The sequence below is a fragment of the Streptomyces sp. CLV115 genome, assembly GCF_038448545.1.
In the GTDB taxonomy this organism is placed as follows: domain Bacteria; phylum Actinomycetota; class Actinomycetes; order Streptomycetales; family Streptomycetaceae; genus Streptomyces; species Streptomyces sanglieri.
This window is the reverse complement of the sequence record NZ_JBCEWQ010000011.1, coordinates 62,577-87,847: the sequence shown is the minus strand read 5'-3', so window position 1 is coordinate 87,847 and position 25,271 is coordinate 62,577. Positions and strand designations below refer to the sequence as shown.

Genomic DNA, 25,271 nt, shown 5'->3' with positions numbered 1-25,271 from the left:
TGTGAATGAGTCGACATTTACTCCCGGGGGTGTTCATCCAGGGATGCCTGCACGGGGCCAGAGCCCGAACGGGCTGGAGGCTGTCGGCTCCGTCGCTGTCCGCACCTTCGCCACCCAACAGCACATGACGACAGCCCCCCAGATGATGGACGGCCTACACGTGAACGCCATGGCCGGCAACGAGAGTGGCCGGGACACCGCCCACTTCGCCGACTTCGACGAGGTGCCCCAGGGGCACTTCTACGACCCCGATGCCGAGTACGAGCCCGATCCGGAGTACGCGGCCACCCTCGCGCCCGACGCCGCCCGTCAGCGCCGCGAGCGGATCGGCCCGACCGGCCGGCCCCTGCCCTACTTCCCGATCCCGGGCCCGCTGACCGATCACGGCCCCGCGAAGATCATCGCGATGTGCAACCAGAAGGGCGGCGTCGGCAAGACCACGTCGACCATCAACCTGGGTGCGGCGCTCGCGGAGTACGGACGACGCGTCCTGCTCGTCGACTTCGACCCGCAGGGTGCCCTGTCGGTCGGGCTCGGCGTCAACCCGATGGAGCTCGACCTCACGGTCTACAACCTGCTCATGGAGCGGGGCATGTCGGCCGACGAGGTGCTGCTGAAGACCGCGGTCCCGAACATGGACCTGCTGCCCAGCAACATCGACCTGTCGGCCGCCGAGGTGCAGCTGGTGAGCGAGGTGGCCCGGGAGTCCACGCTGCAGCGTGCCCTGAAGCCGCTGATGGCCGACTACGACTACATCGTGATCGACTGCCAGCCGTCGCTCGGCCTGCTCACCGTGAACGCCCTGACCGCCGCCCACAAGGTCATAGTGCCGCTCGAGTGCGAATTCTTCGCGCTCCGTGGTGTGGCGTTGCTCACCGAGACCATCGAGAAGGTCCAGGAGCGCCTGAACCCCGATCTGGAGCTCGACGGCATCCTCGCCACCATGTACGACTCCCGTACGGTGCACAGCCGTGAGGTCCTCGCGCGCGTCGTCGAGGCATTCGACGACCACGTCTACCACACGGTCATCGGGCGCACCGTGCGCTTCCCGGAGACCACGGTCGCCGGTGAGCCCATCACCACCTACGCCTCCAACTCGGTCGGTGCCGCCGCCTATCGCCAGCTCGCCAGGGAGGTGCTCGCCCGGTGTCACGCCGAGTGAGTCTGCCCGGGGCCGACGAACTGTTCCGTACCACCGGAGGAATGGGGCTCCAGGCCTCGTCCCCCGCGGACCGGCGACGCAAGGCGAACGGTGAGGCCCGGGTGCCCGGCCCTTCCGGGGAGAGCGATTCCGGGACGGACGGATCCGGGACGGAAGCGGCGCAGGCCGCCGACGGCTCCTCGCGCGAGGAGCACTCCGCGGCGGACGCCGACGCGGGGGATTCGCGCAGCCGCGACGCCGACCGGGTCGCGGTGGCCGCTCAGGCGGGCCGCAGGCCCCAGCAGTCCGCACCGACGGCCGCGCCCCCGGCAGGGGCGCCCGCCGCGTCCCCGGCCGCGCAGGAGGCGGTTCCCGCCCCTGCCGTCCAGCAGCAGCGCAGGCGCGGCGGCGGGCGCGGGGCCAACCGGCGGCCCAGCGGCCGCGAGCGCCACGACGAGAAGATCACCGTCTATGTCTCGGCCGAGGAACTGATGGACCTGGAGCACGCCCGCCTGGTGCTGCGCGGGGAGCACGGGCTCGCCGTGGACCGCGGGCGGATCGTCCGCGAGGCGGTCGCGGTGGTGCTCGCGGATCTGGAGTCGCGGGGCGACGCGAGCATCCTCGTACGGCGGTTGCGCGGCCGCTGACGGGCGAGGCGCCGGTAGCCTGCCCGGTGGGGGCGGCCGCCGGACGAGTGGTGCGGCCCCTTCCGTACGGGCCACGGCCCGCCGCCCGTATCCCGCTGCCCCTGGACCTTCATGCCGACGACCGACGAGCCCGCCCGCACCCCACGCCGCCCCCTGGGGCGCGGCCCGGGCGGCGGGACCGCGCCGGAAGCGGCGGACGGCACAAGCGCCGGGCCCGGGTCGGCGGCGCCGGAGGTGCCGAAGAAGCCCGAGGTGCCCGAGGTGCCCGAGGCTCCCGAAGCGCCGGAGGTGCCGGAGGCTCCCGAAGCGCCGGAGATGCCCGAGGCGCCGGTCGAGGCCGCCGGGTCTTCCGGGCCCGCCGACGACGGGCGGTTCACCGTCCGGCTGGCGAACTTCGAGGGGCCGTTCGACCTGCTGCTCCAGCTCATCGCCAAGCACAAGCTGGATGTGACCGAGGTCGCCCTGTCGAAGGTCACCGACGAGTTCATGGCGCACATCCGCGCCATGGGGCCGGACTGGGACCTGGACCAGACCACCGAGTTCCTCGTCGTCGCAGCGACCCTGCTCGATCTGAAGGCGGCCCGGCTGCTGCCCACCGCCGAGGTGGAGGACGAGGCGGACCTGGCGCTGCTCGAAGCGCGGGACCTGCTCTTCGCCCGGTTGCTCCAGTACCGCGCGTACAAGCGCATCGCGGAGATCCTCAGCGAGCGGCTGGCGTCCGAGGGGCGGCAGTTCCCCCGGACCGTGGGACTGGAGCCGCACCACGCCGAGCTGCTGCCCGAGGTCGTGATCAGCATCGGGGCGGAGGGCTTCGCCGCGCTGGCCGTGAAGGCGATGCAGCCGAAGCCCGAGCCGCAGGTGTACGTCGACCACATCCACGCACCACTGGTCAGCGTGCGGGAACAGGCCGAGATCGTGGTGGCGCGGCTGCGGGAGGCGGGCGGGATCAGCTTCCGTACGCTCACCGAGGACGCCCCGGACACCCTGACCGTCGTCGCCCGGTTCCTCGCGCTGCTGGAGCTGTACCGGGAGAAGGCCGTCGCGCTCGACCAGGACGAGGCGCTCGGGGAGCTGCTGGTGCGCTGGGCCGGGGGCGATGGGGCCGGGCCCGTCGTCACGGACGAGTTCGACCCCGAGACGCAGGACGTCCAGAAGGATGTGAAGGCATGAGCCAGCAGGAGAACACCGGCGTCGCGGATCTCGATCTCAGGCCCGCGCTGGAGGCCGTCCTCATGGTCGTGGACGAGCCCGCCACCGAGGAACACCTCGCCAAGGTGCTGGAGCGGCCCCGCAGGGCCGTCGCCGACGCGCTGCGGGAGCTGGCCGACGAGTACACCGTGCAGCGGCGCGGTTTCGAGCTGCGGCTGGTGGCGGGCGGCTGGCGCTTCTACACCCGTCCCGAGTACGCGGCGGCCGTGGAGGGCTTCGTCCTGGACGGCCAGCAGGCCCGGCTGACCCAGGCGGCGCTGGAGACCCTCGCGGTGGTCGCGTACCGCCAGCCGGTCAGCCGTTCCAGGGTCTCCGCGGTCCGCGGCGTGAACTGTGACGGGGTCATGCGGACCCTGTTGCAGCGGGGGCTGGTGGGGGAAGCGGGCGCGGAACCCGAAACAGGTGCGATCCTGTACAGGACGACGAACTACTTTCTGGAGCGGATGGGCCTGCGCGGCCTGGATGAGCTCCCGGAGCTCGCGCCCTTCCTCCCCGAGGCGGACGCGATCGAGGCTGAGACGCTAGAGGGTGTGCCGTCGTTCGATCCGGACGCACCGGACACCCCGGATACTCACGCAGACGACAAGACGGATTTTTGATGCGAAGCAGTGGCAGGAACAGCGGAAGCGGCGGCGGAGCCAGGAGCGGCGGCGGCAGGAGCGGCGGCAGCGGCAGCGGCAGGAACAACACCGGCAGCGGCAGGAACAGCAACCCGAACCCCCGGGTTTCCGGCTCCGAGCGCGACGACAAGAAGGAGCAGCGCCCCCGCCGGCCCCGCCCCGAGGAGCGCCGCTACGACGTGGGCAACGACAAGCCCGGCGGCGACGGCGGCACCCGCAAGGGCCGCGGCGCGGCCGCCCGCGGCGGTGCCAAGGGCGGCCCGAAGGCGGCGACCGGCGGCTCCAGGAGCAGCGGCCGCCGTGCCCCGTACGGCGCCCCGTCCCGTCCGCGCGAGCTCGACGCCAAGATCGAACAGCGCAACCGGGACCGGTACGCGGGCAAGGCGGACATCAGGACGCCCAAGACCCACCCGGGTGCCGAGCAGGAGGGTGAGCGGCTGCAGAAGGTCCTCGCCCGGGCCGGCATGGGCTCGCGCCGGGCGTGCGAGGAGCTGATCGAGCAGGCCCGCGTCGAGGTCAACGGCGAGATCGTCGTCGAGCAGGGCATGCGCGTCGACGTGAACAGGGACGAGATCAAGGTCGACGGTCTGACCGTGGCGGCCCAGTCCTACCTCTTCTTCGCGCTCAACAAGCCCGCCGGTGTCGTCTCCTCGATGGAGGACCCGGACGGCCGCCAGTGCCTCGGCGACTACGTCACCAACCGTGAGACGCGGCTCTTCCACGTCGGCCGGCTGGACACCGAGACCGAGGGCATCATCATGCTCACCAACCACGGTGAGCTGGCCCACCGTCTGACCCACCCCAAGTACGGGGTGAAGAAGACCTACCTGGCCGCCATCCAGGGACCGCTCCCGCGCGACCTGGGCAAGCGGCTCAAGGACGGCATCCAGCTGGAGGACGGGTACGCCCGCGCCGACCACTTCCGGGTCGTCGAGAACACCGGCAAGAACTACCTGGTCGAGGTGACCCTCCACGAGGGCCGCAAGCACATCGTCCGCCGGATGCTGGCCGAGGCCGGCTTCCCGGTCGAGCGTCTCGTGAGGACGTCCTTCGGGCCGATCCCGCTGGGCGACCAGAAGTCCGGCTGGCTGCGCCGCCTCACCAACACCGAGGTGGGCATGCTGATGCGCGAGGTCGGTCTGTAGGGAGCGCCCTTCACCGTCCGTTCCGAGGCCCGCGGCCGGTTCCTGTCTTCGATTTTCGAACAGGAACCGGCCGCGGGCCTTTCCCTGCGCCTCTTCCGCATTTATAGTCAGAGTGACTATTAAGGAGGCGGGCGTGAGTCTCGCGGATTTCCTCGATCCACTGCAGCAACCCCTGGTGACGGTGCTCGACACCCCGGTCAGCTGGACCGAGGTGCTGGGCTTCGGAAGCGGGGCGCTGTGCGTCTGGCTCGTGGCCCGCCAGCACCTCGCCAACTGGCCGATCGGCATCGCCAACAACCTCTTCTTCATCCTGCTGTTCACCCAGTCCGGTCTGTACGCAGACGCCGGACTCCAGATCGTCTTCATCGCCCTTGCCGCGTACGGCTGGTGGACCTGGACCCACGGGGGTGGACCGGGCTCACCGGACCTGCCGGTGCGGCACACCACGCGCACCGAATGGACCTGGCTGCTCGCGGCGGGGGCGGTGGGGACCGTCGCGCTCACCGTCCTGCTCGACCACGCGACCGACTCGACCGTGCCCTTCTGGGACGCCCTGACGACCGCGCTGTCCCTGACGGCGACGTACGGACAGTGCCGGAAGCTCGTCGAGTCCTGGTGGCTCTGGATCGCCGCCGACGTGGTGTACATCCCGCTGTACGCGTACAAGGAGCTCTATCTGACCTCGCTGCTGTACGTCGGCTTCCTGACGCTCTGCCTGATCGGCCTGCGCAACTGGAAGCGCGATCTCGCGGGGCAGTGGCCCCGGCCGGTGGGGGTGGCGGCATGAAGCGCCACGGCCACGGGCTGGTCCTCGGCAAGTTCTATCCGCCGCACGCCGGCCACCACCACCTCGTCCGCACCGCCCAGGACCGCTGCGAGCGGCTGACCGTCCTGGTCTGCGCCGCCTCCGTGGAGTCCGTCCCGCTCGCCGACCGGGTGGCCTGGATGCGGGAGGTGCACCCGGACGTACGGGTCGTCGGCGCCGTCGACGACATCCGCATGGACCTCCACGACCCGGTGATCTGGGACGCGCACATGGCCGTCTTCACCGGGGCCGTGCCCGAGCCGGTCGACGCCGTCTTCACCTCGGAGTCGTACGGGGACGAACTCGCCCGCCGGTTCGGCGCCGAATCCGTCTGCGTCGACCCCGACCGCACGGTCTTCCCGGTCTCCGGCACCGCCGTCCGCAAGGACCCGGTCGGCTGCTGGGACTTCCTGGAACCGCCGGTACGGGCCGCCCTCGCCCGCCGGGTCGTCGTCCTCGGCGCGGAATCCACCGGCACCACGACCCTGGCCCGCGCCCTCACCGACCACTACCGCGCACGCGGCGGCGTCTGGGCGCGGACCCGGTACGTCGCCGAGTACGGACGGGAGTTCAGCGAACGGAAACTGGCCGGGCTGCGCGAGCGGTGGCCCGGTGCCCAGTGGGAGGACGTCAGCTTCACCACCGGCGACTTCCCGCTGATCGCCGAGGCCCAGAACGCGAAGGAGGAGGCCGCCGCGCGCACCGGGTCGCCGGTGCTCATCTGCGACACCGACTCCTTCGCCACCACCGTCTGGCACGAGCGGTACATCGGCGGACGCAACCCGCTCGTCGAGGAGACCGCCGACCGGGTCGCCCACCACCTGTGGCTGCTCACCGACCACGAGGGCGTCGCCTTCGAGGACGACGGACTGCGCGACGGCGAAGAACTGCGGCCCTGGATGACCGACCGGTTCCGCGCCGAACTCACCCGCACGGGAAGGGAGTTCATCGAAATCACCGGCACCCGTCAGGAACGCCTGGCCGCCGCGGTCGCCGCCGTCGACGCACTGCTGGCCGACGGCTGGAACTTCGCCGCGCCCCTGCCGGAGCACCGATGAGCACCGGGGTGCCCGAAGGGTACGACCCGTACGCCTTCGAACCCTTCGCGGTCACCGTCGACCTCGCCGTCTTCACGGTCCGCGACGGCCGGCTGCACGTCCTGCTCGTCGAACGGGGCGCCGATCCGTACAAGGGCCACTGGGCGCTGCCCGGCGGTTTCGTACTGCCCCGCGAGTCCGCCGAGACCGCCGCCCGCCGGGAACTGGCCGAGGAGACCGGGCTGACCGGGGGCACCGCCGGCGCCCTCCACCTGGAACAGCTGCGCACCTACACCGACCCGGACCGCGACCCCAGGATGCGGGTCGTCTCGGTCGCCTACGCCGCGCTCGTACCGGACCTTCCGGAACCGCGCGGCGGCGGCGACGCGGCCGGCGCCCGGTGGTGGGACGCCGGAGGGACCGGCCCGCTCGCCTTCGACCACGACCGGATCCTCGCCGACGCGCACGACCGGATCGGCGCCAAGCTCGAATACAGCTGTCTGGCCACCGCCTTCTGCCCGCCCGAATTCACCCTGGGGGAACTCCAGCAGGTGTACGAGACGGTCTGGGGCGTCGAGCTGGACCGGCCCAATTTCCGGCGCAAGGTCCTCACCACGCCCGGCTTCGTCCAGGCCGTGGAGGGATCGCCGCGCCGCACCGGCGGACGGGGAAAACCGGCCGCGCTCTACCGGGCGGGTGCCGCTACCGCCCTGCACCCACCACTGCTGAGACCGGAAGGAAGAAGAACGTGATCGTGACCAGGACCATCACCAAACAGGCCGCCACCGGCGCGCTGACCGGGCTCGCGCTCGGCGACGCACTGGGCTTCCCGACCGAGTTCAACAACGTTCCGTCGATCCTCGCCAAGTGCGGACCGTGGCGCACGATGCGGCTGCCGAAGCCGGCGATCGTCACCGACGACACCCAGATGACGCTGGCCCTGGGGCGGGGCATCCGCACCGCCATGGACTGCGGACTGCTCACCCCGCTGCGGCTGGCCCGCCCGGTGCGCGAGGAGTTCGTCGACTGGTACCACTCGCCCGACAACAACCGCGCGCCCGGCCGCACCTGCATGACCGCCTGCCGGCTGCTCGACAGCGACCGGCTCTGGCAGGAGGCCAGCCAGACCGGCTCCAAGGGCTGCGGCGCCAACATGCGGGTCGCCCCGATCGGACTCGTCCCCGGACTCAGCGACGAACAGCGCTCCGGCGCCGCCCAGTTGCAGGCCGCCCTCACCCACGGGCACCCGACCGCGCTCGCCGCGTCCGACCTCACGGCCCGCGCCGTGTATCTGCTGGCGCAGGGGGCGGAACCCATGGGCCTGGTCGGCCAGTTGCGCAGTTACGCGTACGAGAACAGCGGCCGGTACCTCACGCGCTGGCTCGGCGACCTCTGGCGGTACGCGGGCGACGCCTCGCCCGAGCTGTACATCCAGCGCGGCTGGGAGGAATGCCTCACCGCCCTGGCCCGCGTCCAGGACGCGCTGCGCGACCCGTCCCCGGAGACCGACCCCTGCGAGGCGACCGGCGACGGCTGGATCGCCGAGGACGCCCTGGCCACCGCCCTGCACTGCTTCCTGCTCTTCCCCGAGGACCCCGTCACCGCACTCCGCCGCGCCGCCTGCACCCGGGGCGACTCGGACTCCCTCGGCTGCCTGACCGGCGCGTTCGCCGGGGCGCACCTGGGGGCGGCGGCCTGGCCCAAGGAGTGGGCGGAGCGGATCGAGTACCGGAGCGATCTGCTGTCGCTGGGGGCGCTCTGGGATTCTTGATCCATGCGTATGGACACCAAGCAGCTCAGGGAGGCCGGTCTGCCGGTCACCGACCTCGGCCCGGTCCTCGCCGGGGAGCGCCACCCGCTGCTCTTCGCCACGGTCTCCGGGGCGCATCTGTACGGGTTCCCCTCCAAGGACTCGGATGTGGACCTTCGGGGGGTCCATCTCCTGCCCGCGGCCGACCTCGTGGGACTGCGCGAGGCCGAGGAGACCCGCTCGCGGATGTGGGACCGGGACGGGACCGAGATGGATCTCGTCACGCACGACCTGCGGAAGTTCGTCCGGCTGATGCTGAAGCCCAACGGCTACGTGCTGGAACAGCTGCTCTCGCCACTGGTCGTGCACACCGGCGAGGCGCACGCGGAACTGGTGGAGCTGGCACCGGGCGTGGTCACCCGCAACCACGCCCACCACTACCGGGGGTTCGCGGGCACCCAGTGGCGGCTCTTCGGGAGGACCGGTGAGCTGAAGCCGCTGCTGTACACGTTCCGGGCACTGCTCACCGGGATCCACCTGATGCGCAGCGGTGAGGTGCGGGCGCATCTGCCGACCCTCCTCGGGGAGGTGGCGGCGCCCGCGTACCTGCCCGAACTGATCGAGGCGAAGGCCGAGGCCGAGCACGGGGGAGCGCAGGGCCTGAACGGGGAGGCGGTGTCGCGGGACGTCGAGGCGCTGCACGGGGTGCTGGACGAGGCCCGGGCGGAGTCGGCGCTGCCGGCCACGGCCGGCGGGTTCGAGGCGCTGCACGACCTCGTGGTGCGTACGCGGTTGACGGGCGGTCTCCCGGCCTCCTGAGCCGGAGGACTAGGGCCGGTCCACGGACGCCCGGCGGGTGCGGATCAGGAAGTCCTCGATCCGCGCCCGGTCCGGCTCCTGGGGGAGCGGGGAGTTCCGCGCCGTCTCCTCGCTCTCCTCCATGAGGCGGTTCATGCGGCGTTCGACCTCCTCCCACGGGACCTCGCCCCGCTTCACCGCCAGCAGTTCGTCGCGGGCCGCACCCACCCCGATCGTGAGCTCACCGGTGCGCAGCAGGTCCCGGCCGGAGCCCAGGAGCCGCAGCAGATGCATGGCGTGCTTCCAGCGCGGCGCCCCGTACTGCCGTACGTCCGCCTCCAGCTTCCTGCGCTGGCCCCAGGCGTAACGGGTGAACGTCCGGTGGGCCAGCCGGGACAGGAACGCGCCGCGCAGGGAGAGGAGTTCCCGGCCCACGTCGTCGATGTGCTCCACCAGCGGGGAGTGCAGGCACTCCAGCACATTGGGGTTGGCGCGCAGCGCCAGCTCGCAGAAGCGTTCCAGCTCCCAGGAGAACTGCTCCGGTGCCGGGCCGTCGACATGCGTCGGCGGCTTCTCGAACCGCCAGAACAGCGGGGTCGGCGCGAGGAACACGCCGCGCCGGTCGGTGTCGCTCCCCTCCGTGGCGAGCCCGAAGGCGCGCGAGCCCATCACACAGGAGTAGACCGTGTGGTCGCGTACGAGAGCCTCGGGATCAGGGGTGGTCATGCCGGCGAGGCTACGTGAGCGGCAGCGGTCCGCACCGGGGCACCCCGGGCCGTAGTTCCGGCACGGGGTGCCCCGCTCAAGTGGCAGAAGCCCGGGTTCTGATCGACATTGTCGATAAATCATCCCCTCAGGAGAGGCAGAACCATGGCAGGAAACGATCTCGGCAGCCTGCTCGGCGGCTTGCTGGGCGGCGGTGGCCAGGGCGGCGGCCAGAGCGGCGGCCAGGGCGGCGCGGGGAACATCCTCGGCGCCCTGCTGGGTGCGCTCGGCGGCGGTCAGGGCGGCCAGGGCGGTACGGGCGGCGGCAACGCGCTCGAAGGGCTGATCGGGATGCTCACCAGATCCGGCCTCGTCGACCAGGCGCACTCCTGGGTCGGCACCGGGGAGAACCAGGCGGTCAGCGGCGCCCAGATCGCCGAGGCACTGCCGGACGAGACGCTCCGGAAGGTCGCCCGGGAGACAGGGGTGAGCACGGAGCAGGCGGCCGACCAGATCGCCCGCTCGCTGCCGACCGCGGTCGACAGGCTGACCCCGTCCGGGGAGGTGCCGGAGGGCCGCTCGATCGAGGAACTGGTCCGCGAGCAGCAGCTCTGACGGCGGAAGCGGCCCGAGGTCTGTCCGGCGGATCGCAGCCGGGCGGCCCTCGGGCCGCGATCGTGTGCCCGCCCCGTCCCGCCGTGTGCCCGCCCCGTCTCACGGACAGAGCACCCGGACCGCGCGACCCGCCACCCATCTAGGCTGATCGGGCAGGGATCGAGCACGAAGAACCGAGGAGCACGACGTGGCGGTACGAGCGGTCCGCGGAGCCGTCCAGCTGGAGCGGGACGAGGCCGGACACATGGGTGAGCAGGTCGGTGCCCTGCTCACCGCCGTCCTCGAACGCAACAGCCTCGTCGCGGACGACCTGATCAGCATCTGGTTCACGGCCACCCCGGACCTGCACAGCGATTTCCCGGCCGCCGCCGCGCGCGGGCTCGGTATTGTCGACGTACCGCTGATCTGCGCCCAGGAGCTGGACATCGCGGGCGCCATGCCCCGCGTGGTGCGCATCCTCGCGCATGTCGAGACCTACCTTCCCAAGTCCGAGATCGCCCACGTGTACCTCGGTGCCACCGCCGCACTCCGCAAGGACATCGCCCAGTGAGAACCGCCGTCGTCATCGGAACGGGCCTCGTCGGCACGTCCGCAGCCCTCGCCCTCGCCGGGCGCGGCATCCGGGTCCACCTCGTCGACCACGACCCCGGGTCGGCCCGTACCGCAGCCGCGCTGGGCGCCGGTACGGACGAGGCGCCCGAGGAGCGGGTGGACCTGGCGATCATCGCCGTACCGCCCGCCCATGTGGCCACCGTGCTGGCCACCGCCATACGGGACGGCATCGCCCGCGGCTACCTGGACGTCGCCAGCGTGAAGGGCGGACCGCGCCGCGAGCTGGAGGCCCTCGGCCTCGACCTCACGCCCTACATCGGTACGCACCCCATGGCCGGCAAGGAGCGGTCGGGCCCTCTCGCCGCCACCGCGGACCTGTTCGAGGGGCGGCCCTGGGTCCTCACCCCGACCCGGGACACCGACACCGAGGTGCTCAACCTCGCCCTGGAACTGGTCGCGCTCTGCCGTGCCGTCCCGGTCGTCATGGACGCCGACGCGCACGACCGGGCCGTCGCCCTGGTCTCCCACACCCCGCAGCTGATCTCGTCGATGGTCGCCGCCCGCCTGGAGGAGGCCGACGAGACCGCCGTACGCCTCTGCGGCCAGGGCATCAGGGACGTCACCCGGATCGCCGCCTCCGACCCCCGGATGTGGGTGGAGATCCTCTCCGCCAACCCCGGCCCGGTCGCCGACGTGCTGGCCGGGGTGGCCGCCGACCTGGACGAGACGGTACGGGCGCTGCGCGGCCTGGAGTCCGGCGACGACGACAAGCGCCGCGAGGGCACCGAGGGCATCGAGGACGTCCTGCGCCGCGGCAACGCGGGCCGGGTCAGGGTGCCCGGCAAGCACGGGACCGCCCCCACCGCGTACGAGATGGTGTCGGTGCTGATCAGCGACCGGCCGGGCGAGCTGGCCGGGATCTTCGCCGACGCCGAACGGGCCGGGGTCAACGTCGAGGACGTGCGCATCGAGCACGCCACCGGGCAGCAGGCCGGCCTGGTCCAGCTGATGGTCGAGCCGAGCGCGGTCCCCGCACTGAGCGCGGCACTGCGCGAGCGCGGCTGGTCGATACGGCAGTAGGCGGGCCGGGACCGGGAGGCCGTTGTCCACAGGGGTGCGGAGGCCCGCTCCGACACTCGGTAACCTTGTGCGGGGCGGGTTCGCACACGTCCCCGTCCCGCCCACCCCGTGTACCAGGAAGGTGTCCACCACCGTGGAAACCCGTACGGCCCCGGCCGCAGTGATCGTCGCCATCGACGGGCCCTCCGGCACCGGCAAGTCGAGCACGTCCAAGGCCGTCGCCGCGCAGCTCGGCCTCAGCTACCTGGACACCGGCGCTCAGTACCGGGCGATCACCTGGTGGATGCTGAACAACGGCATCGACGTCCAGGACGCGGTGGAGGTGGCGACCGCGGCCGCCAAGCCGGTCATCGTCTCCGGTACGGACCCGGCCGCCCCGACGATCACCGTCGACGGCGAGGACGCCTCGGGCCCGATCCGCACCCAGGAGGTCACCTCCAGGGTCAGCGCCGTCAGCGCCGTCCCCGAGGTGCGCTCCCGGATCACCGAGCTGCAGCGCACCATCGCCGCCGCGGCCGAGCGGGGCATAGTGGTCGAGGGCCGTGACATCGGTACCACGGTCCTGCCCGACGCCGACCTGAAGATCTTCCTCACCGCCTCCCCGGAGGCACGCGCCGCCCGGCGCAGCGGAGAGGTCAAGGGCTCCGACCTCGCCGCCACCAGGGAAGCGCTGATCAAGCGGGACGCGGCCGACTCCGGCCGCAAGACCTCTCCGCTGGCCAAGGCGGACGACGCCGTCGAGGTGGACACCACCGAGCTGACCCTTCAGCAGGTCATCGAGTGTGTCGTCACCCTCGTCGAGGAGAAGCGGGCCACGAAGTGACCCAGGTCACGGACCGCCCCTCACCGCGCGGAGCGGCGGTGGGGCGCGGGATCGGTATCGGGCTGATGTACGGGCTGTGGAAGCCCCGGGTCCTGGGCGCGTGGCGGGTTCCCGCCTCCGGACCCGTCATACTCGCGGTGAACCACTCGCACAACATCGACGGTCCGATGCTGATGGGCACCGCGCCCCGGCCCGTCCACTTCCTGATCAAGAAGGAGGCGTTCGTCGGCCCGCTCGACCCGTTCCTGCGCGGAATCGGTCAGCTGAAGGTGGACCGCACGACCGTCGACCGCACCGCCATCACCCACGCCCTCGGCGTGCTGGAGGAGGGCGGGGCCCTCGGGATCTTTCCCGAGGGCACCAGGGGCGAGGGCGACTTCGCCTCCCTGCGTGCCGGGCTCGCGTACTTCGCGGTACGCAGCGGAGCGCCGATCGTGCCCGTGGCCGTCCTGGGAAGCACCGAGCGCCGCGGACGGTTGATATCGGCACTGCCGCCGCTGCGCAGCCGGGTCGATGTCGTCTTCGGCGACGCCTTCGAGGCGGGCGACGGCAGCGGGCGGCGTACGCGCAAGGCGCTGGACGAGGCGACGGTACGGATCCAGGCGCGGCTGACCGCCCACCTGGACGAGGCCAGGCGCTTCACCGGGCGGCCGGGTAAGTAAGACTTGAGTAGTGGGCCGCGCAGTAGTGGTCCATCGATGATGATGCAAAGAGGAACGGACTTCATGAACGACCAGATTCACTCCGACGGCTCGGACCACGAGCACGGAGCGCTTGGCGACGCCGAGTACGCGGAGTTCATGGAGCTCGCCGCGGAGGAGGGCTTCGACCTCGAAGAGGTCGAGGGCGCCATCGACGAGGCCGGTCACGGGCCGCTGCCCGTGCTCGCCGTCGTCGGCCGGCCCAATGTCGGCAAGTCGACCCTGGTGAACCGGATCATCGGCCGCCGCGAGGCCGTCGTCGAGGACAAGCCCGGCGTCACCCGTGACCGCGTCACCTACGAGGCGGAGTGGGCCGGCCGCCGCTTCAAGGTCGTCGACACCGGCGGCTGGGAGCAGGACGTGCTGGGCATCGACGCCTCCGTCGCCGCCCAGGCCGAGTACGCCATCGAGGCGTCCGACGCGGTCGTCTTCGTGGTCGACTCGACCGTCGGCGCGACCGACACCGACGAGGCCGTCGTCAAGCTGCTGCGCCGGGCCGGCAAGCCGGTGGTGCTCTGCGCCAACAAGGTCGACGGACAGAGCGGCGAGGCGGACGCCACCGCCCTGTGGTCGCTGGGCCTCGGCGAGCCGCACCCGGTCTCCTCGCTGCACGGCCGCGGCACCGGCGATCTGCTCGACGCCGTGCTCGAAGCGCTGCCCGAGGCCCCGGCGCAGCGCTTCGGCACCGCGGTCGGCGGCCCGCGCCGGATCGCGCTCATCGGCCGTCCCAACGTCGGCAAGTCCTCGCTGCTGAACAAGGTCGCCAACGAGGACCGCGTCGTCGTCAACGAGCTCGCGGGCACCACCCGCGACCCGGTCGACGAGCTGATCGAGCTCGGCGGCATCACCTGGAAGTTCATCGACACGGCCGGCATCCGCCGCCGCGTCCACCTCCAGGAGGGCGCGGACTACTACGCCTCGCTGCGTACCGCCGCCGCCGTGGAGAAGGCCGAGGTCGCCGTCGTACTGATCGACGCGGGCGAGTCCATCAGCGTCCAGGACCAGCGCATTATCACCATGGCCGTGGAGGCCGGCCGGGCCATGGTGATCGCGTTCAACAAGTGGGACACCCTCGACGAGGAGCGCCGCTACTACCTGGAGCGCGAGATCGAGACGGAGCTCGCGCAGATCGCGTGGGCGCCGCGGGTCAATGTCTCGGCCGTCACCGGCCGGCACATGGAGAAGCTCGTCCCGGCGATCCAGACCGCCCTCGCCAGCTGGGAGACCCGTGTCCCCACCGGCCGGCTGAACGCCTTCCTCGGCGAGATCGTCGCCTCCCACCCGCACCCCGTCCGCGGCGGCAAGCAGCCCCGGATCCTCTTCGGCACCCAGGCCGGTACCAAGCCGCCGCGCTTCGTACTGTTCGCCTCGGGCTTCCTGGAGCACGGCTACCGGCGGTTCGTCGAGCGCCGGCTGCGTGAGGAGTTCGGCTTCGAGGGCACCCCGATCCACATCTCGGTGCGGGTCCGCGAGAAGCGCGGCCGCAACAAGTAGCACCCACGGGCGCACGACTGAGCCCCGGACCGTCTCGGACGAGAGACGGTCCGGGGCTCAGTCACGGACCGGGTGCCCCGCGGACGTGCGGTCAGGCGCCCCGCGAGCCCGGCGGCAGGGCCGCCGGCTGGGTGCGCCCGGAGTGCCGGCCCATCCGCTGCCAGGAACCGAGGCCTCCGGTGCCGGTCCCGGTGCTGTGTCCGGTGGCGCCTCCCGTCACGGCGAGGCCGGTGGAGAAACCGGCGGAGTGGCCCGAGTGGCCGCTCAGCGGGAGGCGGCTGCCGAAGAGCCCGGAGCCGAAGGCCAGGAAGCCGAGATTCTCCTCGCCGCTCCGATCACCCGGCAGCGCCCGGAACGAGCGGCGGTACTCGGAGTACAGCGCGTCGTAGATCGGGGTGTGGGACTGACCGCCCGATGGCTCCTGCGAGGGCCGCATGGCAGGGATCGGGCTCGGGCGCTGGTGGGAGGAGTCGTATGAGTGCACGTATGTGCCAACGACACCGGTGTCGGTCGGATGCGGGCGCGGCGGAGAATTAGCTGTTCGCCGCTGGTGCGAGGGGCCGGCGGCCACGATCAGGTACCGGCCAGCGGCATCGCTGCGGCGACCAGGAGCCCCTTGGCCGCGGCCCTGTCCAGGGCGTCGCGCAGCAGGTCCTCGCGGGGCTGCTGGCCGATCGACCCGGCCGGGGCGGCGAAGACGAGGACGGTCTGCGACTTGTTGGCCGCGGTCCGCCAGCCCTCGGTGACCTGGAGCGGCGCGTGCGCCTGCCACCAGGCGACCGGCGCGCCGCCGCCGGTGCCCGGCTGGAGCACGGCGTGCAGCTGGCCCATGGCGAGCAGGATCGACCAGCCGTGCAGTACGGCGGGCACCTGGTCCGTCCGGTGGACCGGGTGGAAGCCCTGCTCCAGCAGCAGCTGGAGGAATTCGTCGCCCCGGCTGCCGTCCGTGCCCGGCCGGGCGATCGCGCCGGTCGGCTCCACGACGAGGGCCGGGTGCAGCTCGTCGTCGATCAGGACGAGGCCGCTGGTGATGCCGAGGACGGCCTGTTCGGTGGGGGCGTCCTGCGGCCGGCCGGCGCCGGCACCGTCGACGTGCGGGCCCTCGCCGCCGGTGATGCTGCGTACGGCGCCCTGGAGCTGCTCCTCGGCGACCTGGACGACCTGCGAGGGGATGCACGTCGCGTGGGCGAAGGCGAGGACGGCGGTCTCGTCGCCGACGAAGAGCACCGTGCTGGTGCGTTCCTGCTCGGAGTCTCCGGGGGTGCGGCAGGAAGTGCAGTCGTAACTGCCCGGGGCGTTGTCGCCGACGAGCAGCCGGTCGGCTTCGGCATCGCCGATCTCGGCGCGTACGTCCTCGCTGACGTCGAGCATGCGCGGCACGGGTGGCTCCTCGAACTCGGTACGTGCGCCGGGCGGTTCCCGGCTCATGGAAATGACAACGGGCGAGCCGCGGCCGGGGTCACGCGAGAAAGGGAACGTAATCGAACCAACCGGCCCAGAGGGTGAATCCCGGGGCCCGGGAGTGCACTTGGGGACCGTTCGGGCCGGTCCGGGGGCCCGCGATGTGGTCGACTCGACGATGCGGCGGCGCACCGAATACGGCAGCAAAGCGACAAAGTGGGGAAGCGGGCGAGTTTACCGCTGGCCGAAATTCGCCCCTACATGGAGTGAACCGCGGACCGGCCTTTGCCGTCATGGCAAGTGCAGCCTGCCGCTGATCAGCCGAACCGGGAGACATGGCGTTTCATGCACATTTCTTTCCTGCTCCACAACGCCTACGGAGTCGGGGGCACGATCCGCACGACGTTCAATCTCGCCGGGGCGCTGGCCGGTCACCACGACATCGAGATCGTGTCGGTCTTCCGGCACCGTGACGTCCCCGCGCTGGGCGCCCCCGAGGGGGTGCGCATGAGCCACCTCGTCGACCTGCGGAAGAAGAGCCCGACGTACGACGGCGACGCCGCCGAGTACGCCCGCCCGGCGACGGTGTTCCCCCGCGGCGACAGCAGGTACCGGCAGTACAGCAGGCTGTCCGACGCACGGGTGGCGGACCATCTGCGGTCGCTGGAGGCGGACGTCGTGGTCGGCACCCGGCCGGGTCTCAACGTGCACATCAGCAGGCAGGCACGCCGCGGCCCGGTCCGGATCGGACAGGAGCACCTCACCCTCGACAGCCACAGCTACCGGCTCCGCCGCGAGATCGCGCACCGCTACCCCCTGCTCGACGCGATCACCACCGTCACCGAGGCCGACGCCCGGGCCTACCGGACCGGGTTCAAACTCCCCGGCGTACGGATCGAGGCCATCGCCAACAGCGTGCCCGAACCGGCCGTCCCGCCCGCCGACGGCGACAGCAAGTGGGTGATCGCCGCGGGCCGGCTGCACAAGGTCAAGCGGTACGACCTGCTCGTCCGGGCGTTCGCCGACGTGGTCGCGGTCCGCCCGGACTGGCGGCTGCGCATCTACGGCGGCGGTGACGCGACCGGGAACGAACGGGCGGTGCTGCTCGCGCTCATCGAGGAACTCGGGCTGCACAACCACGTGTTCCTGATGGGGCCGGTCAATCCGCTGGAGGCCGAGTGGCCCAAGGGGTCGATCGCCGCGGTCACTTCGGACCGCGAGTCCTTCGGCATGACCATCGTCGAGGCGATGCGCTGCGGCCTGCCGGTCGTCGCCACCGACTGCCCGCACGGCCCCCGCGAGATCATCGACGACGGCACCGACGGACGGCTGGTGCCCGTCGGCGACACGGCGGCCGTGTCCGAGGCCCTGCTCGGCCTGATCGGCGACGACGAGGCACGGCACCGTGCGGGACGCGCCGCGCTGGCCGCGTCGCAGCGGTTCGACCCGGCACGGATCGCCGAACGCCATGAACGGCTCTTCACCGAACTCGCCTCGCGGGGCCCGCGCGACCGCTCGCACGGCGCGCTGAGCACCACACTGCACCGCGCCAGGGGCACCGTGCTGGACGGGGCGTACGCCCTGCGCTACAAGGCAGCCGCCGTGATCCGCAAGGGGAAGACCGCATGACCGTCTCCACAGGGCGAAGGACGCCGAGGGCCGACTGCACCGCTGGACCGGGCGGCGGGATCACCTTCGATCTCGACCTCGGCCGCCGCGAGGACGAGGAGGCGCCCGAACTGCTGCTCCGGCTGCGCGGCGCCAAGGGCAGGGGCGACGGCGACACCGTACGGCTGCCGCTGAGCCCGCTGCGCGACGGGCGGCTGCGCGCGGTGCTGCCGGGCACCCCGGAGCCCGCGGAGGGCCGCTGGGACGTCTATCTGCGGGAGCCCGGCGCGCCGGACGGCACGGAGGTGGCCGTCGAGCCCGGCATCCGGGATCTGCGGCTGCTCGTCGGGCAGGTACCGCAGAGCGGGCGGATCGCGGTCCGGATCCCGTACCCGACCCTCGACGGCCGGCTCGCCGTGCGCTGCTGGCTCCGCGCACCGCATGCCGAGGCCGGGCCGGTGACCTTCGACGGGCACGGAATGACCGTCGAGGGCACGCTGTACGGCACCGGCCTCGGTACCGACGCCCGTGTCGAGGCGCGGGCGCCCGGCGCGCAGGGCCGGGTCCTGCGGGTGCCGGTCACGGGGAAGGAGGGCACCTTCGCCTTCACGCTCCCCCTCGACGAACTGGCCGACGGGGCCGTCACCGAGCCCCGGCTGTGGACGCTCTGGCTGATCCCCGGTGCGACGGAGGACGGGCCGGCCGGCGGCGTACGGATCTCCCGCATCCTCGACGACGTCTGGGACCGCAAGAAGATCTTCGTCTACCCGGGCCGCAGCACCGGGGAGGGCGGCCGGGCCACGCCCTGCTACACCACCGACAACGACCTCTGCGTACGGCTCGAACCGGAACCCGCCCCCTGAGGGCCGCCGGGGCGGTTGCGGACCCGGGCTGTCCGCGACCCCTGGCAGACTCGCCGTCATGTTGGAGACCTCGGCACGACTGCTGCGTCTGCTCTCGCTGCTCCAGGCGCACCGCGACTGGTCCGGCGCCGATCTCGCCGACCGGCTCGGGGTCACCCCGCGGACCGTCCGGCGCGACGTCGACAAGCTCCGCGAGCTGGGCTACCCGGTCAACGCCAGCCCCGGCACCGGCGGCGGGTACCAGCTCGGCGCCGGCGCCCAGCTGCCGCCGCTGCTCCTGGACGACGAGGAGGCCGTCGCCGTCGCCGTCGGCCTGCGCACCGCGGCGGGCAACGGGGTCGAGGGCATCGGCGAGACCTCCGTACGCGCCCTGACCAAGCTCGAACAGGTGCTGCCGGACCGGCTCCGGCGCCGGGTGAACGCGCTGAACACCTTCACCGTGCCGCTGCTCCGCGGGCCCGGCGCCTCGGTCGCCGACGCGGGTGTCCTGACCGAACTCGCCGGGGCCTGCCGGGACGGGGAGCGGCTGCGCTTCGAGTACCGGGACCACTCCGGCTCCGTCTCGCGCCGGAGTGTCGAACCGTACCGGCTGGTGTGCACCGAGCGCCGCTGGTACCTCGTCGCCTGGGACCTGGACCGTGCGGACTGGCGTACGTTCCGGGCGGACCGGATCACCCCGACGCCGCCGCACGGGCCGAGGTTCGTCCCCCGGGAGCCACCCGCCGAGGACCTGGCCGCCTATGTCGCCAGGGGGATCTCCACGACCGTGTACCCGCTGCACGCGGTGATCCGGCTGAAGGCGGGGATCGAGCGAGTGGCCGAGCGGCTCTCGCCCGCCGCCGGGGTGCTGGAGGCCCTCGATGCCGACACCTGTCTGCTGCGCACCGGAGCGATGGGCATGGACGAGATGGTCGTCCATGTGATGCTGCTGGGTTTCGACTTCGAGGTCGTCGAACCACCGGAGCTGAAGGACGCGATCAAGGTCGCCAGGGACCGGCTGACCAGGGCGCTGGACTGAGCGCCGGCCGCGGCGACGCCATACGGACGGCCGGGGCCCTCCCGCTATACCAGTGGTGGTCGAGGGCTGTCCCGTACCGCGGAGTGAATATTGTGACCAAAGGATAAGGCTGCCATAAGGAAGCGTGAATTCCCGGCGACATGCTCATTTACGCGGGTTATTCGGTGCGGGAATTGCATCCGATCGGCACGGGATATTCCGCTCCGATTCCGGGCTTTCCGAATGATCATTGTCAGGGTTGTGTGATTACTGTGCGTCGGGTCCGGGGCGGCCTGTCCGGGTGGCGTGATTCGTACCGAGCACGTGTCGTGATCCTGTGACACAAGTGTGACCGGCAGGGAACGTGAGGATGCCCTGCGACGGCGGGCGCCCCGGCTTCCGCCGCCGCTCGCGGCCGCCTACGGTGAGGGGCATGGCACCCATACCGACCCCTTCCGCCCAGCCCGACGACGCGCCCGACGCGTACGTCGGCCTCGCCGCCGACGCCGCCGAACGACGGGCCCGCAGCCATGGCTGGACCACCGTCAGATCACTGCCGCCGGGCGCGATCATCACCATGGAGTTCCGCGGCGGCCGGATCAACTTCGAGGTCGACGGAGCCGTCGTCACCCGCTGCTGGGTGGGCTGAGGCCCCCGCGGCGCGGGAACCCGGGCCCGGACACGAGTGAAGGCCCCGACATCGGTCGGGGCCTTCACTCGTGTCCGGGGAGCGGCTGTGCGTACCGGCTCCCTCGCCGGGGCTCAGCCGCCGGCCACCGGGCGGGCCGGGGTCGTCGAGCCGCCGCGCGGTGTGCGGTCGGCGTGCGGCGGGCGCCGGCTGCCGGCCGGGGTGACCGGGGTCCGCTCCGAGCGCACCACATGCGCCGGATGCGAGGCGTGCGCCCGCGGGCGGGTGCCCGTGCTGCCCGCGGCCACCGAGACCACCGGCTCCCGGGCCGGGGCCTCGCCGCCGTCCGGCCGCGGCAGCAGCACGGTCCGGGGACCTCCGGCCGCGACGGGCACGGAGGGAACGGGGCGGCCGAATCCCCGCAGGTTCTCGCGCTGGGCGAAGATCCAGGCCTCGGCCCGGGTGATCAGCGGCTCGACCCAGGGCAGGCCCAGCATGATCAGCAGGCCCGCGGCCCAGCCCAGCAGGACATCGCTGAGCCAGTGCGTACCGAGATAGACGGTGGTGAGGCCGACACCCAGCGACACGATCGCCGACATGGCCGACAGATAGCGCCGGGCTCGTGGGGTGGTGGCCAGATAGGCGAGGATTCCCCAGGTCACAACCGCGTTGGCGGTGTGCCCGGAGGGAAATATGTCGCCGCCGGCGAAGAGTTCGGCGGAGCCGATCTGGGTCGCGTAGTGCGGGCCGAGGCGGCCCAGGCCGATCTTGACCGCGCCGACCGTCACATTGAGCAGCAGCAGCGCCGCGCCCAGCGTCAGCAGGGGGCGCAGCGTGTGCTGCCGCCAGGAGCGCCAGCCGAGCCAGCAGGCCACCATCGTGGCGGTGGGGCCGCGCTGGCCGAGCACGATGTAGTAGTCGAGGAAGGCATGGATTTCCGGCCACTGCTGATACGGCCGGAAGAGCATGACCTTCCAGTCCAGGGTCACCAGCCAGGACGAGACCAGCACGGCAATGACGATGGCGAGATAGAACGCCAACGTCCCGCCGAAGAGTGCGATGCGGTGACGGCTCATCCGCGGTGGCTCTATCTTCGGCGGCTCCGGCTCCCGGTCCAGCCGGGCAAAGATGTCGGTACGCACCCAATCGACGTTACAGCGCGTTAGCGAGCGGCCAGGTCGATCCGGTCTCTTTGTGATGACGATGTGATGTGGACTATGTCTCAGCGGGGTCTTAATTCCTGATCCGTGCAAGCGTCCCGGCGGCACTTCGCGCTATTGATTTCGCACGCATTTCGGAAGGGTGTTTGGGCCCGGACAGAAAAGCGCAGGAGGTGCCGGTATGAATTTATCCGGGCCCGGGAGGAGGTGAAACGGAACGTGCCGATCCGGTTACTGGCCGCTTTCGGCGCGGGCCCGGCGGGTGCTCCGCGGGGGCGGCCGGGTACCGTCCCGTTCCGGGGGTGCCGGGTGTCCTCGCAGGTCCGGACGGCGGGTCGGCGTGGCGTACGCCACACCCCGCGGCCCGACCGGGTATGAGGTGGGCCACGTGTGAGGGGTCCGAACTCGCGTACGCTGACGGCCACTCGCCCGTCGATGCCGGGCCATGAGGAGCGGCGAACCGCCGCGTCCCCGGTTGGCCCGCCGAGCGCGAGGAACCTTTGGGAGGTACATGCATGTCAGGGACGACCGCAGCCCGGCTCCGGCTGCGCACGGCGGCCGACGGTGCCAATCGATGGGTCGTCCTCGTCGTCCTCTGCCTCAGCCTCCTGCTCGTGGCGCTCGACTCGACCGTGCTCCACGTAGCCGTGCCCGCGGTCACCGAGGACCTGAACCCCAGCGCGGTCGGTCTGCTCTGGATCGTCGACGCCTACCCGCTGGTCTGCGCCTCGCTGCTGATTCTCTTCGGCACCCTCGGCGACCGGGTGGGCCGCCGCCGGGTCCTGCTGCTCGGCTATGCCCTGTTCGGGGCCGCCTCCGCGATCGCCGCGATGGCCGACAGCCCCGCCGTGCTCATCGTGGCGCGTGCGCTGCTCGGGGTCGGCGGCGCGATGATCATGCCGGCGACGCTGTCGATCCTGCGGCAGGTCTTCCCCGACCGGCGGGAACGGGCCGTCGCGATCGGCATCTGGACCGCGGTCGCCGCGGTGGGCGCCGCCACCGGCCCGGTCATCGGCGGCTTCCTCGTCGAGCACTTCTGGTGGGGCTCGGTCTTCCTGATCAACGTCCCGCTGATGGCGCTGATCCTGCCGGTCGGACGGCTGCTGCTGCCCGAGTCGCGCGGCAGCCACGACGGCCCGTGGGACGTGCTGGGCGCGCTGATGGCCGCCGCCGGGGTGCTCGGGGTGGTCCTCGGGGTGAAGCGGGCGGGCACCGGCGAGGGTGTGCTCAGCCCGGCCACGCTCGCTCCGCTGCTGATCGGGGCGGCACTGATCGTCGTGTTCGTGCGCCGGCAGAAGCGGCGTACGCATCCGCTGATCGACATCGGGCTGTTCGCCAAGCCCGCCTTCTCCACCGCGGTGGGCTGCATCATCATCGCCATGCTGGCCCTGGTCGGTCTTGAGCTCATAGCCGTGCAGTACCTCCAGCTCGTCCTGGGCCTGAGCCCGCTGCACACCGGCCTGCGGCTCCTCCCGCTCACCTTCGCGGCCATGGCCGCGGGCGCCACCGGCTCGTACACCCTGCGCCGCATCGGCCCGCGCCGGATGGTCGGCTGGGGCTTCGTGCTCACGGCCGTCTCGGTGCTGATCCTGACCGCGATGGGGCAGCACGACCGGCCCGCACTGCTGACGGCGGCCTTCGTGGCCCTGGGCTTCGGACTGCAGACCACGCTCTTCGGGGCGTACGAATCCATGCTCAGCGAGGCCCCCGCCGACCGTGCGGGCGGTGCGGCGGCCATCGGCGAGACCTCGTACCAGCTGGGTGCGGGCATGGGGATCGCCCTGCTCGGCAGTGTCATGAACGCCGCCTACACCCCCGGACTCTCGAAGCTTCCCGGGGCGGGTGTCCCGGCCGGCGCCCACGCGGCCGCCGCCCGCTCGCTGGGCGAGGCCTACCAGGTGGCCGACCGGCTGGGCGGCCCGCTGGGTGCGGTGCTGCGCTCCACGGCGCGCCATTCCTTCATCACCGGGCTGCATGTCACGCTGCTGGTCAGTGCCGCGCTGCTGCTGGCCGGGGCGCTGGCCGCGCTGCGGCTGCCGAGGGCGATGGACTGTCCGGCGCCGGTGGCCGACGAGGTGGAACGGACGGCGGGCGTGAGTGAGGCGCGGGAGCACCGCGCGCTGCACGAGGTGCCCGCACCGGGCCGTGCGCAGCGGGCCCCGTCACGCCCGGCCCGGCGCCGACCCGCCGGGGCGACGGGCTCTGGACGAGCGGCACACTGAGCCGTAACGTCGGTGCGACGCCGTAACTACCACTGCTAGTTTTAGCATCGTGCGAGCCGCCGGAGGCGCCCTCATGTCCACCACCGAGTCCTCGAAGCTCCCGCCCTTCGACCCCGCCGACCCGATCGGCATCGACGATCTGCTCAGCGCCGAGGACCTCGCCATCCGCGGGACCGTCCGGGACTGGGCCGCCGACCGCGTCCTGCCGCACATCGCCGAGTGGTACGAGAGCGGCGAACTGCCCGGGATCCGTGAGCTGGCCCGTGAGCTCGGTTCGCTCGGCGCGCTCGGCATGTCCCTCCAGGGGTACGGCTGCGCCGGCGCCACCGCCGTCCAGTACGGACTGGCCTGCCTGGAGCTGGAGGCGGCGGACTCCGGGATCCGCTCCCTGGTCTCCGTACAGGGTTCGCTCGCCATGTACGCCATCCACCGCTTCGGCTCCGAGGAGCAGCGGCAGCGGTGGCTGCCCGGCATGGCGGCCGGCGAGATCATCGGCTGCTTCGGCCTCACCGAGCCGGACCACGGCTCCGACCCGGCCGGGATGCGCACCCACGCCAAGCGCGACGGCGGGGACTGGGTGCTCACCGGCCGCAAGATGTGGATCACCAACGGCTCGGTCGCCGGGGTCGCCGTCGTCTGGGCGCAGACCGACGACGGAATCCGCGGGTTCGCGGTGCCGACCGACACCCCGGGCTTCTCGGCGCCCGAGATCAAGCACAAGTGGTCGCTGCGCGCCTCGGTCACCAGCGAACTGGTGCTGGACGAGGTGCGGCTGCCCGCCGACGCGGTGCTCCCGGGCGTCACCGGTCTGCGCGGCCCGCTCAGCTGTCTCAGCCATGCCCGCTACGGCATCGTCTGGGGAGCGATGGGCGCGGCCCGTGCCAGCTTCGAGGCGGCCGTGGACTACGCGAGGACGCGGGAGCAGTTCGACCGGCCGATCGGGGGCTTCCAGCTCACCCAGGCCAAGCTCGCGGACATGGCCGTGGAACTGCACAAGGGCATCCTGCTCGCCCACCATCTGGGCCGGCGGATGGATGCGGGAAGGCTCCGCCCGGAGCAGGTCAGTTTCGGAAAGCTCAACAATGTGCGGGAGGCGATCGACATCTGCCGTACCTCGCGCACGATCCTCGGCGCCAACGGGATCTCGCTGGAATACCCGGTGATGCGCCATGCGACGAATCTGGAGTCGGTGCTCACCTACGAGGGCACCGTGGAGATGCACCAGTTGGTACTGGGCAAGGCGCTCACCGGTCTCGACGCGTTCCGCTAG

26 protein-coding genes are annotated in these 25,271 nt (G+C 71.9%); 22 read left to right on the top strand and 4 right to left on the bottom strand.

Going from position 1 to position 25,271, the window contains the following annotated elements; genetic code table 11:
• Positions 1 to 43: 43 nt before the first annotated feature.
• The 10 genes from AADR41_RS06720 (at position 44) to AADR41_RS06675 (ending at position 9,173) form a co-directional block, all read left to right on the top strand.
• Positions 44 to 1,162 (top strand): ParA family protein, encoded by a 1,119-nt coding sequence (locus AADR41_RS06720; protein ID WP_124718559.1) that lies wholly within the window; start codon positions 44 to 46, stop codon positions 1,160 to 1,162.
• The gene (locus AADR41_RS06715; RefSeq protein ID WP_342280463.1) at positions 1,159 to 1,788 is read left to right on the top strand and encodes a hypothetical protein; all 630 of its coding nucleotides are present in this window, start codon (positions 1,159 to 1,161) and stop codon (positions 1,786 to 1,788) included. The genes AADR41_RS06720 and AADR41_RS06715 overlap by 4 nt, the downstream gene beginning before the upstream one ends.
• 111 nt (positions 1,789 to 1,899) lie before the next feature.
• Positions 1,900 to 2,958, top strand: coding sequence for a segregation and condensation protein A (locus AADR41_RS06710; protein WP_342280438.1), 1,059 nt, complete (start codon positions 1,900 to 1,902; stop codon positions 2,956 to 2,958).
• Positions 2,955 to 3,596 (top strand): SMC-Scp complex subunit ScpB, encoded by a 642-nt coding sequence (gene scpB, locus AADR41_RS06705; RefSeq protein WP_124718561.1) that lies wholly within the window; start codon positions 2,955 to 2,957, stop codon positions 3,594 to 3,596. The genes AADR41_RS06710 and scpB overlap by 4 nt, the downstream gene beginning before the upstream one ends.
• On the top strand, positions 3,596 to 4,762 hold the full coding sequence (locus tag AADR41_RS06700) for a pseudouridine synthase (RefSeq protein ID WP_342280437.1): 1,167 nt from the start codon (positions 3,596 to 3,598) through the stop codon (positions 4,760 to 4,762). The genes scpB and AADR41_RS06700 overlap by 1 nt, the downstream gene beginning before the upstream one ends.
• 133 nt (positions 4,763 to 4,895) lie before the next feature.
• The gene (gene pnuC / locus AADR41_RS06695; RefSeq protein WP_342280436.1) at positions 4,896 to 5,549 is read left to right on the top strand and encodes a nicotinamide riboside transporter PnuC; all 654 of its coding nucleotides are present in this window, start codon (positions 4,896 to 4,898) and stop codon (positions 5,547 to 5,549) included.
• Positions 5,546 to 6,625: an AAA family ATPase gene (locus AADR41_RS06690; RefSeq protein WP_342280435.1), complete on the top strand. Its 1,080-nt coding sequence runs from the start codon at positions 5,546 to 5,548 to the stop codon at positions 6,623 to 6,625. The genes pnuC and AADR41_RS06690 overlap by 4 nt, the downstream gene beginning before the upstream one ends.
• On the top strand, positions 6,622 to 7,356 hold the full coding sequence (locus tag AADR41_RS06685; RefSeq protein WP_342280434.1) for an NUDIX hydrolase: 735 nt from the start codon (positions 6,622 to 6,624) through the stop codon (positions 7,354 to 7,356). Before AADR41_RS06690 ends, AADR41_RS06685 begins: the two co-directional genes overlap by 4 nt.
• Positions 7,353 to 8,375: an ADP-ribosylglycohydrolase family protein gene (locus AADR41_RS06680; protein ID WP_342280433.1), complete on the top strand. Its 1,023-nt coding sequence runs from the start codon at positions 7,353 to 7,355 to the stop codon at positions 8,373 to 8,375. The genes AADR41_RS06685 and AADR41_RS06680 overlap by 4 nt, the downstream gene beginning before the upstream one ends.
• A gap of 3 nt (positions 8,376 to 8,378) precedes the next feature.
• The gene (locus AADR41_RS06675) at positions 8,379 to 9,173 is read left to right on the top strand and encodes a nucleotidyltransferase domain-containing protein (RefSeq protein WP_342280432.1); all 795 of its coding nucleotides are present in this window, start codon (positions 8,379 to 8,381) and stop codon (positions 9,171 to 9,173) included.
• Between the two features lie 9 nt (positions 9,174 to 9,182).
• Here AADR41_RS06675 and AADR41_RS06670 read toward each other — a convergent pair whose 3' ends face one another.
• Positions 9,183 to 9,878 (bottom strand): nucleotidyltransferase domain-containing protein, encoded by a 696-nt coding sequence (locus AADR41_RS06670; RefSeq protein WP_342280431.1) that lies wholly within the window; start codon positions 9,876 to 9,878, stop codon positions 9,183 to 9,185.
• A 144-nt stretch (positions 9,879 to 10,022) separates the two neighbouring features.
• On the opposite strand from AADR41_RS06670, the gene AADR41_RS06665 reads away from it, so the two are divergent.
• The 6 genes from AADR41_RS06665 to der all read left to right on the top strand — a co-directional run bounded on the left by AADR41_RS06665 (position 10,023) and on the right by der (position 15,122).
• Positions 10,023 to 10,472 (top strand): YidB family protein, encoded by a 450-nt coding sequence (locus tag AADR41_RS06665; RefSeq protein ID WP_342280430.1) that lies wholly within the window; start codon positions 10,023 to 10,025, stop codon positions 10,470 to 10,472.
• 187 nt (positions 10,473 to 10,659) lie between these two features.
• Positions 10,660 to 11,022 carry a chorismate mutase gene (aroH, locus tag AADR41_RS06660; protein ID WP_342280429.1) on the top strand — a complete coding sequence of 121 codons (363 nt, stop codon included), beginning with the start codon at positions 10,660 to 10,662 and terminating at the stop codon, positions 11,020 to 11,022.
• A complete protein-coding gene (locus tag AADR41_RS06655; protein ID WP_342280428.1) occupies positions 11,019 to 12,104 on the top strand; it encodes a prephenate dehydrogenase in 1,086 nt (361 codons plus the stop codon). Before aroH ends, AADR41_RS06655 begins: the two co-directional genes overlap by 4 nt.
• Before the next feature lie 121 nt (positions 12,105 to 12,225).
• Positions 12,226 to 12,927: a (d)CMP kinase gene (gene cmk, locus AADR41_RS06650; RefSeq protein WP_124718572.1), complete on the top strand. Its 702-nt coding sequence runs from the start codon at positions 12,226 to 12,228 to the stop codon at positions 12,925 to 12,927.
• The gene (locus AADR41_RS06645) at positions 12,885 to 13,589 is read left to right on the top strand and encodes a lysophospholipid acyltransferase family protein (RefSeq protein WP_446750990.1); all 705 of its coding nucleotides are present in this window, start codon (positions 12,885 to 12,887) and stop codon (positions 13,587 to 13,589) included. The genes cmk and AADR41_RS06645 overlap by 43 nt, the downstream gene beginning before the upstream one ends.
• Positions 13,590 to 13,652: 63 nt before the next feature.
• Complete coding sequence (gene der, locus AADR41_RS06640) at positions 13,653 to 15,122, top strand: ribosome biogenesis GTPase Der (protein ID WP_342280426.1); 1,470 nt, start codon at positions 13,653 to 13,655, stop codon at positions 15,120 to 15,122.
• 91 nt (positions 15,123 to 15,213) lie between these two features.
• Here der and AADR41_RS06635 read toward each other — a convergent pair whose 3' ends face one another.
• Both AADR41_RS06635 and AADR41_RS06630 read right to left on the bottom strand, forming a co-directional pair.
• On the bottom strand, positions 15,214 to 15,558 hold the full coding sequence (locus tag AADR41_RS06635) for a hypothetical protein (protein ID WP_266691679.1): 345 nt from the start codon (positions 15,556 to 15,558) through the stop codon (positions 15,214 to 15,216).
• A 137-nt stretch (positions 15,559 to 15,695) separates the two neighbouring features.
• Entirely contained in the window at positions 15,696 to 16,502 is an 807-nt protein-coding gene (locus AADR41_RS06630; protein WP_342280425.1) for a hypothetical protein, read from the bottom strand.
• Positions 16,503 to 16,868: 366 nt separating this feature from the next.
• On the opposite strand from AADR41_RS06630, the gene AADR41_RS06625 reads away from it, so the two are divergent.
• The 4 genes from AADR41_RS06625 (at position 16,869) to AADR41_RS06610 (ending at position 20,640) form a co-directional block, all read left to right on the top strand.
• A complete protein-coding gene (locus AADR41_RS06625) occupies positions 16,869 to 18,152 on the top strand; it encodes a glycosyltransferase family 4 protein (protein ID WP_342280424.1) in 1,284 nt (427 codons plus the stop codon).
• On the top strand, positions 18,149 to 18,994 hold the full coding sequence (locus AADR41_RS06620) for a transferase (RefSeq protein WP_342280423.1): 846 nt from the start codon (positions 18,149 to 18,151) through the stop codon (positions 18,992 to 18,994). Before AADR41_RS06625 ends, AADR41_RS06620 begins: the two co-directional genes overlap by 4 nt.
• Positions 18,995 to 19,052: 58 nt before the next feature.
• Complete coding sequence (locus AADR41_RS06615; RefSeq protein ID WP_342280422.1) at positions 19,053 to 20,012, top strand: helix-turn-helix transcriptional regulator; 960 nt, start codon at positions 19,053 to 19,055, stop codon at positions 20,010 to 20,012.
• A 412-nt stretch (positions 20,013 to 20,424) separates the two neighbouring features.
• Complete coding sequence (locus tag AADR41_RS06610; RefSeq protein WP_342280421.1) at positions 20,425 to 20,640, top strand: I78 family peptidase inhibitor; 216 nt, start codon at positions 20,425 to 20,427, stop codon at positions 20,638 to 20,640.
• 113 nt (positions 20,641 to 20,753) lie between these two features.
• On the opposite strand, the gene AADR41_RS06605 is transcribed toward AADR41_RS06610, so the two are convergent.
• Entirely contained in the window at positions 20,754 to 21,761 is a 1,008-nt protein-coding gene (locus tag AADR41_RS06605) for a phosphatase PAP2 family protein (RefSeq protein WP_342280420.1), read from the bottom strand.
• A gap of 533 nt (positions 21,762 to 22,294) precedes the next feature.
• Here AADR41_RS06605 and AADR41_RS06600 point away from each other — a divergent pair.
• On the top strand, positions 22,295 to 24,001 hold the full coding sequence (locus AADR41_RS06600; RefSeq protein WP_342280419.1) for an MFS transporter: 1,707 nt from the start codon (positions 22,295 to 22,297) through the stop codon (positions 23,999 to 24,001).
• Between the two features lie 73 nt (positions 24,002 to 24,074).
• Positions 24,075 to 25,271: an acyl-CoA dehydrogenase family protein gene (locus AADR41_RS06595; RefSeq protein WP_342280418.1), complete on the top strand. Its 1,197-nt coding sequence runs from the start codon at positions 24,075 to 24,077 to the stop codon at positions 25,269 to 25,271.

Coding starts and splice junctions, on each gene's coding strand:
- AADR41_RS06720 (WP_124718559.1), top strand. CDS start 44: ATGCCTGCACGGGGCCAGAGCCCGAACGGGCTGGAGGCTGTCGGCTCC.
- AADR41_RS06710 (WP_342280438.1), top strand. CDS start 1,900: ATGCCGACGACCGACGAGCCCGCCCGCACCCCACGCCGCCCCCTGGGG.
- scpB (WP_124718561.1), top strand. CDS start 2,955: ATGAGCCAGCAGGAGAACACCGGCGTCGCGGATCTCGATCTCAGGCCC.
- AADR41_RS06700 (WP_342280437.1), top strand. CDS start 3,596: ATGCGAAGCAGTGGCAGGAACAGCGGAAGCGGCGGCGGAGCCAGGAGC.
- AADR41_RS06690 (WP_342280435.1), top strand. CDS start 5,546: ATGAAGCGCCACGGCCACGGGCTGGTCCTCGGCAAGTTCTATCCGCCG.
- AADR41_RS06685 (WP_342280434.1), top strand. CDS start 6,622: ATGAGCACCGGGGTGCCCGAAGGGTACGACCCGTACGCCTTCGAACCC.
- AADR41_RS06675 (WP_342280432.1), top strand. CDS start 8,379: ATGCGTATGGACACCAAGCAGCTCAGGGAGGCCGGTCTGCCGGTCACC.
- AADR41_RS06670 (WP_342280431.1), bottom strand. CDS start 9,878: ATGACCACCCCTGATCCCGAGGCTCTCGTACGCGACCACACGGTCTAC.
- AADR41_RS06665 (WP_342280430.1), top strand. CDS start 10,023: ATGGCAGGAAACGATCTCGGCAGCCTGCTCGGCGGCTTGCTGGGCGGC.
- der (WP_342280426.1), top strand. CDS start 13,653: ATGAACGACCAGATTCACTCCGACGGCTCGGACCACGAGCACGGAGCG.
- AADR41_RS06635 (WP_266691679.1), bottom strand. CDS start 15,558: ATGCGGCCCTCGCAGGAGCCATCGGGCGGTCAGTCCCACACCCCGATC.
- AADR41_RS06625 (WP_342280424.1), top strand. CDS start 16,869: ATGCACATTTCTTTCCTGCTCCACAACGCCTACGGAGTCGGGGGCACG.
- AADR41_RS06620 (WP_342280423.1), top strand. CDS start 18,149: ATGACCGTCTCCACAGGGCGAAGGACGCCGAGGGCCGACTGCACCGCT.
- AADR41_RS06615 (WP_342280422.1), top strand. CDS start 19,053: ATGTTGGAGACCTCGGCACGACTGCTGCGTCTGCTCTCGCTGCTCCAG.
- AADR41_RS06610 (WP_342280421.1), top strand. CDS start 20,425: ATGGCACCCATACCGACCCCTTCCGCCCAGCCCGACGACGCGCCCGAC.
- AADR41_RS06600 (WP_342280419.1), top strand. CDS start 22,295: ATGTCAGGGACGACCGCAGCCCGGCTCCGGCTGCGCACGGCGGCCGAC.
- AADR41_RS06595 (WP_342280418.1), top strand. CDS start 24,075: ATGTCCACCACCGAGTCCTCGAAGCTCCCGCCCTTCGACCCCGCCGAC.